At 43.3% G+C, this 13,948-nt stretch carries 13 protein-coding genes; 6 read left to right on the top strand and 7 right to left on the bottom strand.

Features of this window, described 5'->3' with window-relative positions:
- Window positions 1–50: 50 nt before the first annotated feature.
- The 4 genes from ACT3QN_RS09240 to ACT3QN_RS09225 all read right to left on the bottom strand — a co-directional run bounded on the left by ACT3QN_RS09240 (window position 51) and on the right by ACT3QN_RS09225 (window position 3,790).
- Window positions 51–302, bottom strand: coding sequence for a BolA family protein (locus ACT3QN_RS09240; RefSeq protein ID WP_444523132.1), 252 nt, complete (start codon window positions 300–302; stop codon window positions 51–53).
- A 709-nt stretch (window positions 303–1,011) separates the two neighbouring features.
- Window positions 1,012–2,007 (bottom strand): alpha/beta hydrolase, encoded by a 996-nt coding sequence (locus ACT3QN_RS09235; protein ID WP_444523131.1) that lies wholly within the window; start codon window positions 2,005–2,007, stop codon window positions 1,012–1,014.
- Window positions 2,008–2,239: 232 nt separating this feature from the next.
- Entirely contained in the window at window positions 2,240–3,040 is an 801-nt protein-coding gene (locus tag ACT3QN_RS09230; protein ID WP_444521212.1) for a BON domain-containing protein, read from the bottom strand.
- Window positions 3,041–3,304: 264 nt separating this feature from the next.
- Complete coding sequence (locus ACT3QN_RS09225; protein ID WP_444521213.1) at window positions 3,305–3,790, bottom strand: YraN family protein; 486 nt, start codon at window positions 3,788–3,790, stop codon at window positions 3,305–3,307.
- A 142-nt stretch (window positions 3,791–3,932) separates the two neighbouring features.
- On the opposite strand from ACT3QN_RS09225, the gene rsmI reads away from it, so the two are divergent.
- Window positions 3,933–4,889, top strand: coding sequence for a 16S rRNA (cytidine(1402)-2'-O)-methyltransferase (gene rsmI, locus ACT3QN_RS09220; protein WP_444523130.1), 957 nt, complete (start codon window positions 3,933–3,935; stop codon window positions 4,887–4,889).
- 53 nt (window positions 4,890–4,942) lie between these two features.
- Complete coding sequence (locus ACT3QN_RS09215; RefSeq protein ID WP_444523129.1) at window positions 4,943–5,962, top strand: adenosine kinase; 1,020 nt, start codon at window positions 4,943–4,945, stop codon at window positions 5,960–5,962.
- 126 nt (window positions 5,963–6,088) lie between these two features.
- On the opposite strand, the gene ACT3QN_RS09210 is transcribed toward ACT3QN_RS09215, so the two are convergent.
- Window positions 6,089–7,411 carry an O-acetylhomoserine aminocarboxypropyltransferase/cysteine synthase family protein gene (locus tag ACT3QN_RS09210; RefSeq protein WP_444523128.1) on the bottom strand — a complete coding sequence of 441 codons (1,323 nt, stop codon included), beginning with the start codon at window positions 7,409–7,411 and terminating at the stop codon, window positions 6,089–6,091.
- A 201-nt stretch (window positions 7,412–7,612) separates the two neighbouring features.
- Window positions 7,613–8,296, bottom strand: coding sequence for a Fe-S biogenesis protein NfuA (gene nfuA / locus ACT3QN_RS09205; RefSeq protein WP_444521217.1), 684 nt, complete (start codon window positions 8,294–8,296; stop codon window positions 7,613–7,615).
- Between the two features lie 552 nt (window positions 8,297–8,848).
- Here nfuA and ACT3QN_RS09200 point away from each other — a divergent pair.
- From ACT3QN_RS09200 to ACT3QN_RS09185, 4 genes are all read left to right on the top strand, one after another.
- Window positions 8,849–9,838 (top strand): alpha/beta fold hydrolase, encoded by a 990-nt coding sequence (locus ACT3QN_RS09200; RefSeq protein ID WP_444523127.1) that lies wholly within the window; start codon window positions 8,849–8,851, stop codon window positions 9,836–9,838.
- A gap of 139 nt (window positions 9,839–9,977) precedes the next feature.
- Window positions 9,978–11,045 (top strand): bifunctional nicotinamide-nucleotide adenylyltransferase/Nudix hydroxylase, encoded by a 1,068-nt coding sequence (locus ACT3QN_RS09195; protein ID WP_444521219.1) that lies wholly within the window; start codon window positions 9,978–9,980, stop codon window positions 11,043–11,045.
- A 248-nt stretch (window positions 11,046–11,293) separates the two neighbouring features.
- Complete coding sequence (locus tag ACT3QN_RS09190; protein WP_444523126.1) at window positions 11,294–12,691, top strand: nicotinate phosphoribosyltransferase; 1,398 nt, start codon at window positions 11,294–11,296, stop codon at window positions 12,689–12,691.
- A complete protein-coding gene (locus tag ACT3QN_RS09185; protein WP_444523125.1) occupies window positions 12,685–13,527 on the top strand; it encodes an SGNH/GDSL hydrolase family protein in 843 nt (280 codons plus the stop codon). Before ACT3QN_RS09190 ends, ACT3QN_RS09185 begins: the two co-directional genes overlap by 7 nt.
- Window positions 13,528–13,638: 111 nt before the next feature.
- Here the strand turns inward: ACT3QN_RS09185 and ACT3QN_RS09180 are convergent, their stop codons facing one another.
- Complete coding sequence (locus ACT3QN_RS09180; protein ID WP_444521222.1) at window positions 13,639–13,917, bottom strand: type B 50S ribosomal protein L31; 279 nt, start codon at window positions 13,915–13,917, stop codon at window positions 13,639–13,641.
- Window positions 13,918–13,948: the final 31 nt, after the last annotated feature.

The raw sequence follows: 13,948 nt of genomic DNA, 5'->3' as shown, positions 1-13,948 counted from the left end.
AAAATAGAGAAAATTACAAAGATATCTTTAAAGGAAAAAGACGTAAATCTCTAACCTTTTTGCTGAGCTTCCCATTCAGCGGGCGTCAGTGCTTGAATATTAAGTGCATGAATATCACCACTGGCAATTTTATCGTTTACTAACGCGTAAATCGATTGTTGACGTTGGACGGCACGTTTGCCCTCAAAACTAGCATCAACCACACGTACATCAAACTTATTACCTTGATTGGCTGCTTGAATAAAAGCGTCTGGAAAGTGTGTTTGTAAAAATGCAATCAAGTCGTCAGCGTTCATGCTCATAAAATATCCTGTCTTATATAAATAGGTTTTATTTGAATGGCAACATTATAACAAGAGTTTGAACATCTTACAGCACTGTCTGTGTATAAGCGCACATGACATATACATATCATCAATTTTACATAAACTGGATACAATATCAGGCGCTTTCAGTCTGCTGTCGCGCATCGTCTATAATCACTGACTATAAATAGCACTGCCCAAACAGTCATCGTAATGGTTGCTTGGACGATAAAAGAGGCTAAATGATATACTAAAATTTTAACGTCTTTCCATTTGAGTAACTCGCCTTATGGTACGTTTTTCTATCACAGTATCTGATTGACTCGCCAAGCTAAACTTGACATCAGATTGACTCAAGCTCTCTGGAATCTCAAGCTGTATGACGACTCTCGTCTTCATATTGCATCGTTCTAGTGTGCACCAATCTTGATTAATACCTTTTTCGATAATGTCTGTTTTCTATCATAAGGGAGTAGAGCATTGAATTGACAGGTTTTTATTATAGTATTGATAAATTTAACCATTTTAAGGCTACTAAATGTATTAATGTGCTAATTGATAACATGCCCTACACAATAAAAAATCCCCAACGAGCACTATGCCAGTTGAGGATTTATTTTTTGATACTTAAGCAATGTCACTTATAAACAATGATACTTGTAAATAGTGATACTAACCTTTTGTAGAATTATAGTCAGATAATGAACTATTTCAGCTCTCTATCCAAATAGGTCAGCACTTGCGCGCGTACGTCATTAACCCAGCGTAACGGCGGTGCCATCGCGCCTATACTGGTAGCGTGACTGGCCCCTTCGATCTCACCTGTTTCGACAGTTACCCCTGCTTTTTTAAACGCTTCTGTCATCTTAACTGTATTGGTGACATGTACAATTTTGTCTTTTTCAGCGGTTAACAATAAATACGGTGGCTGCGCACCTTTAATCTGACGATCCGGCATCACCTGATCAGGCGTGGCGTTTGGACCAAACGCTGTTGCACTACTATACTTGCGGAAATCATAGCTATAAGGACCCGCAATCCCGATCACGGTTACTATATCTGTTGGCTTAATGCCATAAGGCGCCAAAAAGTCCTCGTTAGCAACGGCTGCTACTGCATTGAACGCGCCAGCAGAGTGCCCCATTACTGCTAAGCGTGACGGATCAGCATGAAGACTGGGCGCATTCTCTACGCTCCAAGCAATCGCTTGAGCTGCGTCTTCGACATAGTCAGGATAGACATGCGCAGGCGCTTTGCGGTAATTGATTACTGCAGTGACATAACCTGCTTTGGCTAAGCTCTGACCGACAAAGGCATATTGCTCTTTATTACCACTCTCCCATGAGCCACCATGGACAAATACCACCATAGGATAACTAGTATTAATAGCACTTTGAGCTTTCATTGCTTGTGCTAAAGGCTTTGGATAGTAGATATCTAGGTCTTGTGAAGGCTGATCACCATATAGAATATCTTTACTCACTCCAACGCCACCACTAGAAGTAATCCCGTTGACAATAGCCAATGGTGATAATGCCTGTGCGTTTTGCGTGGCTAGCGCAATACTGCCTAATGCCAATATTGCTGCACCGCCAAATTTCAACGTACGTGCTTTTCTATGAGCAGGTTTGTTATGGACTCCTATATTACCAATAGCGATCGTCTCTTCGTCTTGTTGAATATTTGCCCGTGAATCCTTCATTACCAGTATCCTATTATATTTATCAATAATGAGTAGCTATTTGACAGCAAAAACTTTATCCATTGGCCAGTGATATTTTTCGAGATTAGTATCATTGACCGATATGCTGACTCTGCTACGTTTTACTATTAATATAGTAACCACTGGCTAAAGATTTCTCGTGCCTTTACTGTTATTACTATTTAGGCTTATTGTGATTAGATCCTTTTATCGCTTGGCGAACTAAAGGCTTTTATTGGTTTTGATAAAGGTCAACATAAGGGCTTGATGATGGCTGCGTCGTATTGGCTTCTTCTTCCGTTATTACGATAGGTGTTGCCGTACTGACACTAGTATCTTGAGCAGCTGGCGCTACTGTAGGGTTGGCCAAATTGTTCTCATGCATGATGTCATCATTATCTATTTTCACCCCTCTATCGTCGACGACAGTTGTCAGCAATACCAGTTCGGTGACCCCAACGGTACTATTAGCAATATCAATCAAATGACTTTGCTGAGTGGGTGTCATACGGCCCATGATATAAACCGCACCATTGTTAGTAACCGCTTTAACCTGTGAGGCGCTTATACCATCGCTCGCGGCTACTTTTGCCAGTAGCTTTGAGGTGATATAACCGTCATGAACCGTTGAGCTATAACCTTTTGAGGCACTTACTTCCATCTCGTTGTAAACACGGCGCACATCTGGCATAGAGCTCACGACTTTTTCTACTTCTGCTTTAAGCGCTTCTGTCGGCACTTCACCTGTGAGCAGCACTTCGCTATTGAAGCTATCGATACCCATACGGCTGGTTTGCTGCAAATCTTCTTTTAGTCCGTACACATTGATTTTGGCAGTATGTTCAATACTACGATCGAGCAAACGCTGCGGAATCGTGCGCTCAGTCATTGGCACACCATAAGTTCCTTCTGTACTATTGGTCAGATAGTTGGTGGCGCAACCTGTACTGACAACGCTGGCAGCAATCATAATGCCTGTCGTAATACGGCGTGATGAACCAAAAATAGCAGTGCGCAAATGCATCCGTGTCATTATTTACCTCTTAGAACATGGTTGTGACAATTTTATAAATTGAACAAATATTAATCTAGGCTGTGTCTTTATTTAAAAAACACGCTCTAGTAGTGACAAGCTAGATATAGCTGTAAGCTGATACTGTATCTGATTTATAAGAAGTTGACTATAACCGCTACTGTACTTAATTTTGGCCATCAGCGGTTAGGTTTTTGGTAACGAATCTTACTCTTCAATTATGGTTAGATACGTTATTTGGCAGGATCTATTTTATTTATTCTATTACCATGCACTGGCTATAAAGGCATTTTGGATCCATTCTGGTTGGTTGTCTAAGCGCTCATTTTTTTGGCACAAACTACTCGTTGTGTTATAGGCAATGACATCAAATCGGCAGTCGTAATTAGCATACTCAGGGTGCTGCTGTAAAAAGGCCTGCGCTGCCTTAACAACTTTGCGCTGTTTGCTTGCTGTCACGCTGAGTGCCGCATCGCCATAATTCGAAGACTTGCGCTGACGAACTTCAATAAATACTAGCGTTGACCATGCTGAACCTGTTTCAATCATGACCAGATCCAGCTCACCTACTTTTGGCTGTTGCCAATTTTTCGTCACCAGTCTCAACCCTTGCGCTTGTAAATACTCGCACGCTTGCTGCTCAAACCGACTACCTTGGCGTTGTTTTGGCGAGGTTAAAACCAAGGGCTTATGATTCGGCATGAGGTTAATTTGTCTGCTTAACATTTGAGAATTATCATAGCACAACATGCTAAACTAGCCACTTCTGCGCGCTCTGCTCTCAAATCTATCAATCTCCTGACTTACAATTTGATTGAAAAACCATAGACAATGATGGTAGTTACTAGCGCACTCGTATTTTTTAACGTCTTTTTAATGACCCGAGGTTTTCATGTCTACCCCTACTGCGATGCCAGCTTGTCTCTATATCGTTGCTACGCCGATTGGCAATATGTCCGACATGACACCGCATGCAATTGATGTCTTAAAGCAGGTCGCTATCATTGCCTGCGAAGACACCCGCACCTCAGGTAAGCTATTGTCACATTTTGGCATTGATACCAAAGGCAACAAAGGTGACGAGGCAAAAGACTCAGAGACTCGTCCTGCCAAAAATAGTGTCGAAAATGATGATACGACCACCAAGCAAAAAGGCCACAATAAACTATGGGCCTATCACGAGCATAACAGCGCCATTCAAACGCCTAAGATTATTGAGATGATTGAGCAAGGTTATTCAGTTGCCTTGATTAGTGATGCTGGTACACCTTTGGTCAGCGATCCAGGTTATCAGTTGGTACAAGCCGCACATGAAGCTGGCGTGACCGTATCACCTATCGTTGGGGCTTCTGCTGCCATTGGCGCATTGTCAGTAGCAGGACTACCATCTGATCGATTTAGTTTTATTGGGTTTTTACCGGCCAAAACGCACGGTCGTCAAAAACAACTGAGCGACCTGATTTCCCGTACCGAAACTTTAATCTTTTATGAAGCGCCGCATCGCATCATATCTAGCCTAGAAGACATGGCGACGATATTCGGTGCAGACCGTGCGGTGACTTTTTGCCGTGAATTGACCAAAACGTTTGAAACAGTACATAAGAGCACCCTTGGCGAGTTGGTCGATTTTGTCAAAGCAGATGACAATCAACAACGCGGTGAGATCGTCGTGGTCATCGCTGGCGTCAGTGTGGCAAAAGATACTGACGACATCAGTATTCATGATAAATTACTACAGCGCTTGCTAGAGGACTTATCGGTCAAAAAAGCGGCCGCGCTAGCCTCTGATATCACTGGTGTAAAAAAGAATGCACTTTATCAGCGTCTACTAGAATTACAAGCTGACTAGTTTTTGACAATATAAAGATAACTGTTTATAAATTAATTGAAGAGAGGTAAGCGATGTACGATGTAATGGCGATAGGCAATGCGTTGGTTGATCATGAGTATATGCTGTCAGATGCGGCGTTAGAAGAAACCGAGCTGACCAAAGGCAATATGACTTTGGCAGAGTTTGAGGAGCAACAGCAACTACTGGCCTATTTTAAGTTGGCTAAAATTGAGCCATCAAAGCAAGCAGGCGGCGGATCGGCAGCCAATACGATGTTTACCTTTGCCAGTTTAGGCGGTAAACCATTTTACGCTTGCCGTGTCGGTGATGACGATCAAGGGGCCTTTTACCTCAGGGACTTACACGAAGCAGGTGTCACAACCTCAGACAAATCTATCCATACAGGCGGTGTGACGGGTTCATGTGTGGTTGCCGTTACAGAAGATGGCGAGCGTACCATGCAGACTTATCTTGGTACCTCAAGTGAGATTGTCGCTGATAATGTTGATTTTGATGCGTTGACGCAAGCAGACTGGCTATATATAGAAGGCTATCTGGCGATGTCTGAAAGTATCCAACCAGCAATGACTCAACTACGTCAGCAAGCCGGTATTCATAATGCAAAAATCGCAGTGAGTTTTGCTGATCCTGCGGTAGTAAAATTTGCCAAAGACGGTTTGCTCAATATGCTAGGTAACAAAGTTGCCGTCATATTCTGTAATAGTGAAGAGGCGAAGTTGTTTACGGAGAAAAAACAAATCAAGGCAGCAGCACGTGGTTTGCTCGAATATTGCCACACAGCAGTTGTGACTGATGGCCCTAATGGGGCAACTATCGCCCATCAACCTGATGACAGTTCAGACATTGAGGTTTATGACGTTGCCACACCAGTAGTCGCCAACGTCATCGATACCAATGGTGCAGGTGATAACTACGCTGGTGCTTTCTTATATGCCTTGTCACAGCAGTATAGTCTGCCAGAATGTGGTCGTCTTGCCAGCGAAATATCAGCACAAGTGATTCAGCAGTTTGGACCACGTCTGACTTCGCAGGATTATCAAGATATCGCGCAGCGTGTACTCTCTGCTTAATCGGTAAACACATCTGTTGGACGCAAAACAAAAAGCCCATATCGATTTGATATGGGCTTTTTTTCGTATCATTCAAAGTTCAGACTTGCTTTACTTATCTGCTCAATTTAATAAATATTCTTTATATTAAGCAGTAGCTAATGCTTGTGCTAAATCGGCCTTGATGTCTTCTATATGTTCGATACCAATCGATAGTCGTACCATGTCTGTGCTCACACCAGCGTTTTCTAGCTCTTGCTCATTCAACTGACGATGCGTGGTCGTCGCTGGATGACAGGCCAATGATTTTGCATCGCCGATGTTTACCAAACGAGTAATCAATTGCAGCGCATCAATGAAACGCGCACCAGCTTCTAGCCCACCCTTTACGCCAAAGGTTAAAATAGCAGAAGGCGTACCTTTCATATATTTTTTAGCAAGCTCATGCTCAGGGTGGTCAGACAGACCTGCGTACTTGACCCAAGCAACTTTGTCATGGTCACGCAGATATTCTGCGATGGCTTGAGCGTTTTGCACATGCCGCTCCATACGCAGACTTAGCGTTTCCATACCTTGTAAGATACCAAAAGCATTGAGCGGGCTAAGTGCTGCACCAGTGTTGCGTAGCGGCGCAACGCGAGCACGAGCGATAAAGGCTGGCGCGCCTACGTCTTTGACGAAATTCACCCCGTGATAGCTTTGATCTGGCGTGTTCAAAAGTGGGAAACGCTCAGGATAATCGCCCCAAGCAAACTTACCACTATCAACAATCGCACCACCGATTGACGTACCCGTCCCACTCATATACTTGGTCAATGAGTGAATGACGATATCTGCACCAAACTCAAATGGACGGCATAGCGCAGGCGTCGCCACCGTATTATCAATCACGACAGGCACACCGTATTCGTGAGCGACATCGCTGAGCGCTTGAATATCAACGATATTACCTAGTGGGTTACCGATACTCTCTGCAAAAACCATTTTAGTTTTGTCATCAATTAAGTCACGAATGGCTTCTGGGTCTTTATGATCAAAGAAACGCACCTCGATACCTTGACGCGGTAAGGCATGGGCAAATAAATTATAAGTACCACCGTATAGTGTTGATACAGCGACGATATTATCGCCTGCTTCACAAATAGTCTGAATGGCATAAGTGATGGCAGCCATACCAGATGCGACGGCAAGCGCACCGATACCGCCTTCTAACGCCGCAACTCGCTCTTCTAGCACAGCATTGGTCGGGTTCATGATACGAGTATAGATATTACCTGCGACCTTTAGATCAAACAAATCTGCACCATGCTGAGTATTATCAAACGCATATGAACTGGTATGATAAATAGGCACAGCAACTGACTTAGTTGTTGGTTCTACACTATAGCCAGCATGAATCGCTAAAGTCTCAAGATGTTGAGGGGTTGCTGATGTTTGGGCTGTCTGTTGGTCTGCTTGTCCATCACTCATAGTACATTCCTTTATATTGTTAAAATATTATTGATTAACGAGATGCTACTCGAAAACTACTTTAGAAAAACTATCTTAAAAAAACCATCTGCCAAATCATAGCAATAAAAAAAGCCAAGTTCATCAGAACTCGACTTTTTTATTAAATATAATGCTAAAGCTGTTACTTAGCTATTCCGTTTTCAGATGGCGAACGCGCTTTTATTTATAATAAGCGTTTTCTGTACGAGTATGGTCAGTATCATCAACCACTTGCGTTAATTCTGGAATTTGCTGTTTAAGCTGTACTTCAACGCCTTGACGCAAAGTCATATCAACAGCTGAACACCCTTGGCAACCGCCACCAAATTTCAATACAGCTGTTAAGCCAATGCCTTCTTCATCAATAAGCTCAAGTAGCTGTACGTCACCACCATGCGCTGCCAAACCAGGGTTAATCTCTGACTGTAATACGTAGTTGATGCGTTCTTCGACACTAGCATCAGCGCCTACTTTAGGTACTTTAGAGTTCGGCGCGCGGAAAGTTAGCTGACCACCAAAACGGTCTTTATTATAATCGATGACCGCATCTTCTAGATAAGGTACTGAAGCCGCCTCAATAAAGGCAGAAAATTTCTCGTAAGTAAAACGCAAATCAGCGCTGTCTTCTTCACCTGGTTGGTTATAAGCCATGCAACACTCTGCACGCGGTGTACCAGGATGTTCAACAAAGATACGCACACCGATGCCATCAGTATCTTGTTTAGACAATAAATCTGCCAAATAGCCTTGAGCTGACTCAGTGATAGTGATGTTGCTTTTTGCTTCGACTTGCTCAGTGTCTAGGGCTGATTCATAGCCAGCAGTTTGGTCTAATTGGTTATCAGCTTGGTTTTGGTCACTCATAATGTTTCCTATGCGCTATGACACAAACGCTATATCTATTATGGCTACTGTGTCGTGAATTTGGATTTTTAAAATATTTACGGCTTATATAAAACATGCAGACTAGCAATGATTGTGATTTATTATTGTATGACATTGGCCGACATGAGTATCAAGTTTAATCCGTCTATAGCGGTCATTATACCTCAATCAAGCATCAATTCCGACCACACTACTATGAATTGACTCGAGACCTCTATAAATGGTTGTCATTGATTTTTCCAATGATGCTGGCAATCGGCAAGGTAGCTTCTTATTTGAAAAATATAAAACAAACGTGCCTGTTTCTTGTGTTGGCTGCCAAGTTATTCTCTATATAAAGACAGCCGTACCATTTATCAAGCGTACTTAGTATTTTCGATATGCCATACCGTTCACATCTGGTCCGAGCAAGTCAGCTAGTTTTGACGTAGTATTGATAATTTGTATGATTTTGCACACTAGCTTTATAAGCATGGAAGTTTTTAATCGCCTTATATAAAAACTATATATTGTTGAGATAGGATCTTTTTTATGATGACACGGACGTTACACCTAGTAACTACCAAGGATGATGAGAGAATTGCTGTTTGGAAAGTAGTTGGTGCTATAGAAAACGCTACGATCGCTAACACGTCAGAAAACAATCTGCCTGACGTAATACCGCAGAACATATTTTTGACGCATGGTACATTTTCTGACAAACAAACTTGTCTTAAAATCGCCGAATATCTTGCGGGGCTTGGCCATCACTGCTACATCATGGAGTGGCGCGGGCATGGTGATAGCTCTCTACCAAAAGAAAAGTTCAACTTTGAGACTGTCGCCACTTACGACTATGAGGCGACTTTTCGCTATTTCTTTGAAGAATTAAAGCTCGATAATCTGCACTGCGTTACTCACAGTGGTGGCGGTGTTGGCTTGACCATGTTTCTCGTCCAAAACCCAAGCTATATCAACAAGGTCAATAGCATCAGTATGTTTGCCTGCCAAGCTTTTGGTGCGGTAGAAGATTCGACTAGCTATGCGAAAATCCTTACAGCGAAGGTATTTACGCGGCTGGTCGGCTTTATACCAGCTAAGCAGTTCAAGGTAGGCCCTTTCAACGAAAGCTACTATACGATGACCCAATGGTACGATTGGAATTTGCGTAAAAACTTTAAAAGTAGCTTTTTGAAAAAGTCTAGTTTTGATAAAAATGAGACGAATATAAATGAAGTAAATGAAAGCATTCATCAGCGAACAAATACTGGCGATGACTTTATCGACTATCGACATCATATGCCAAAAATTACCACTCCTATTTATTCTATTAGTGCGAAAGGTGATAACTTTATATCCCCTACTCGCGGCTGTCGTTTGTTTTTTGATGGCTTTAATAATTCAGCAAATGTCTTTCGAGAATACTCGCTCAGTCACGGCGATTTAGATGACTATACGCACAGTCGTATTATGGTTAGTCGTAATGCTGCTACAGAGATTTGGCCGACAGTGACAGCGTGGATAGAGAAGCATGCTGGTTAAAGTAAATATACTGATTGGACGATGTTGATTATGACACACCCCTAAACATCTTTGTACTTGTCAGCAAGTCATAGGCTGTGTCAGTATTAGCGTCATCAATTTTTAATCAATAAAAATAAGTCGTAGGAAGTTGGCGTCTATGAGTGAATTATCAGAGCAACAGTCAGATCAGCAACACCTAGATCAAAAAGGCAGTAAGCACTATCGTTATCTAGTCTTTATCGGACGCTTTCAGCCGTTTCATGCTGGTCATAAGGCCGTCATCGATGAGGCGCTAAAACGCTCAGACGAAGTGATTATGCTGATTGGCTCAGCCAACCTACCACGTAGCTTACGCAATCCATTTAGTGTCGCTGAACGTGCTGCGATGATCAAAGGCGCCTACTCTGACGAAAAAGCTGCACGCATACACTGTGTTGGCTTAGACGACGCGCTCTACAACGACACCCGCTGGCTCCAGTATGTGCAGGCAGGCGTAAAATCTGTCACTGGTGACTTGCAGAGCGATATCGGTCTGATTGGTCATTCAAAAGATAGCTCATCTTACTATCTGTCATTATTCCCCAACTGGGACTCTGTGTCAGTGCCTAATTATCACAACTTATCAGCCACACCGATTCGTGACAGCTACCTGATGGGGGCCACGCCAACACCTGAGCGTACGCCTGAGTCGACGCGCAACGTCCTCGATGCATTCAAACAAACTGACGACTATCATCAGCTGCATGAAGAAGCAGACTTCATCGATAAATATAAAAGACAATGGGAATCAGCGCCTTATCCGCCTACTTTTATGACTGCCGATGCACTGATTGTGCAGTCAGGACATATCCTACTGGTTGAGCGACGCAGTATGCCAGGGCGCGGATTGTGGGCGCTGCCGGGTGGATTTTTGAATCCAAAAGAAACGCTGTTTGATGCTTGTATCCGTGAACTGCGTGAAGAGACTCGTCTCAAAGTACCTGAACCAGTACTGCGCGGCTCATGCCATAGCCAACATACCTTTGACGACCCATATCGCTCAGCGCGTGGCCGCACCATTACCCAAGCGTTTTATTTTCAGCTCAAGAATGATCCAAAAGGTCTGCCAAAAGTAAAAGGTGGCGATGATGCAACCAAAGCATTTTGGCTACCATTGGCAGAGCTCGATGCCAAAATGATGTTTGAAGATCACTATGCGATTATTACTAAAATGGTTGGCTTGTAGTTCATTTCTAATCGTTTTTTTAACGGCTTTTTCTAATCGCTACTTGGGCAAATTATTATCAAAACAGCTATCACTAAAGATCGCACTATTTGTTCTATGATTTTTAGTGACAGCGTTGTACTAATGCGATAACAACATAATATCAATACACTAATAACTTGATATCAATGCCGATAGACGGCAATCAACCGCCGCTACTGTTCTTTCATTAAAGCAGCTGCGGCACTTCAAAGCAGAGGAGTTCTGTGATGTATACCAGTAATCTAAACAATTTAATTTTAAATAGTGACAGCTATAAGACCTCACATTGGGTGCAATACCCGAGCGGTAGTGAATATCTGTCAAGCTACATTGAAGCGCGCAAAGGCGACTACGATGTGGTGTTCTTTGGCTTGCAAGCATTCATCAAAGAGTATTTAAGTACCCCTATCACACATCAAGATATCGATGAAGCCGAAAAGGTCATTCAAGCGCATGGCTTAACCTTTAATCGTGCAGGCTGGGAACATTTGATCGAAAAACACGACGGCTACTTGCCACTGCGTATTCAAGCCGTACCAGAAGGCAGCATCGTGCCAGTATCTAATGTAGTCTGCCAAGTGATCAATACTGATCCTGAGTTTTATTGGCTACCTAGCTATATCGAAACAGCGCTATTGCGTGCAATTTGGTATCCATCCACGGTCGCCAGTGTTTCTCACTACTGCAAAGATATTATCCGTCAAGCATTAGAGAAGTCAGCAGACAATACAGAGTCGCTGCCTTTTCGCTTGCATGACTTTGGCTCGCGCGGGGCATCTAGCCAAGAAACCGTTGCACTTGGTAGCTTAGCTCATTTAGTCAACTTTGCTGGTACTGACTCGATGACAGCGCTTGTTGCCGCTAGTCGTTGGTATGAGATGAGTGACGATATGCCTGCGTTCTCTATCCCAGCGGCTGAGCACAGTACGATGACAGCATGGGGACGTGATGGCGAAACTGCTGCTTTTCACAATATGATCGAGCAGTTTGGCGGTGAAGACAAAGCGTTCTCGGTCGTTTCAGATAGCTATGACTTATGGAATGCCATCGACAATATCTGGGGCGATTCCTTGAAAGAGGAAGTCAAAAAGATGGGTGGCACCTTAGTCATCAGACCAGACAGCGGCGAACCTACCAAAGTCGTCCGTGAAGCGTTAGAGCGCTTGGCAGTGAAGTTCGGTACGACCGTAAACAGCAAAGGCTACAAAGTACTGCCTGACTATGTGCGTATCATCCAAGGTGATGGCATCAGCCCGCAAAGCTTAAGCAAAATTATTGATGTGGTAATCAAAGCAGGCTTTAGCATAGAAAACGTGACGTTTGGCATGGGCGGTGGTCTATTGCAGCAAGTCAACCGTGACACCATGAGCTGGGCGATGAAATCTAGCGCTATCCGTATCGATGGCGCATGGAAAGACATTTATAAAGACCCTGTTACCAGCCGCTCGAAACGCTCGAAAAAAGGACGGTTGGCACTGGTAAAAGGTGATAATGGCCAGCTAAAGACTGTCAAAGAAAATGAGATGAACGAACCCGCTGACAATCTATTACGCGATGTCTATGTCGATGGTCAATTGTTAATTGAGGACAGCCTCACGACTATTAGGGAACGTGCAGGATGGTAGATACCAGTAAACTGACATCAGTCGCAAAAGATGTTTTATTTGCTCCTGTTTACCTCTATCAAGGTCGTAGAATTAAACGTGATACCGTTCGCCTACCTGAACCACATGGCGAAAGGCATGGCGTGATTGAGCTGCCTCAAGCGAATCATGAGTTATCAACGCAAGATGCTAAGACGTTTAATCTTATGATCGTTGGTGACTCAGCAGCAGCAGGTGTGGGTAGTCAGACTCAGCAGGAAGCGTTGGTCGGTAAGCTCATTCCTATACTGGAACAAAATAAAGCTATCCAGTCGAACTTTGCTCGACTCAATTGGTCATTGCAGGCGACAACAGGTCATACTAGCTTTGATATCCTACGCAGACTGTATGTCCTACCCGCTCCTCGTCAGCCTATTGATGTGATGTTGCTGAGCGTAGGGGTCAATGACACAACTTCCAACGTCTCTGTGCATAAATGGCAACAACAAATTGAAGACATTATTAATATTGCACAGCGCAAATTTGGCGTACGAGAACTGGTTTTTTTAAGTTTGCCGCCGATGGCGCAAATGCCTGCAATTCCTGCTCCTCTCAATAGTTTCGTTGGAGCAAAAGCGTCAATACTGGACGGGATATTACAGCAGGTTTGTGCCGCTCATGCTGGTGTCACTTATATGGCAACTGACTTTACACGAATGCTAGAAGAGCATGCGAATGGCTCGGCTATAGACATCACTGTGATGTTTGCCAGTGATGGATTTCATCCTAGTAGTCTGATGTACGGCTATTGGGCACAGCAAATAGTAGAGACCATTATTCAGTTATTAGATTCATCTGCAACTGATTTTGAGCGCTAAACAGCCTGTTAGCTTCATTTTTAGTTTATAAAAAATCAAACCAAAAAAAACCGCTGAATAGTCAGCGGTTTTTTATTGCTTAGCGAAATGCATTCACACCATAAGTGTAAATTATTCAGCAGCGTCTGCAGCTTTCTTGCTACGGCCACCAAATGCGCCAAAGCGTTTGTTGAAGCTTGCAACACGACCTTCAGTAGAAGTTTTACGTTGCTCACCAGTATAGAATGGATGCGACGCACTTGAGATATCAAGTGGGTAGTATGGGTATTCTTTACCTTCGTACTCACGAGTCGCTTTAGTCTTAGCCGTTGAGCGAGTCAAAAAGTACACGTCAGCGTTAGTGTCGTGGAATAAAACTTCTTGGTAATTAGGATGGATATCTTTACGCATAATATACTCTCTAGGTCCGATGTATGTACAA

The organism is Psychrobacter sp. AOP7-C1-14, from assembly GCF_052376135.1.
GTDB lineage: Bacteria > Pseudomonadota > Gammaproteobacteria > Pseudomonadales > Moraxellaceae > Psychrobacter.
Note: the sequence above shows the minus strand (reverse complement) of the source record. Positions and strands in the feature narration are given on the sequence as shown.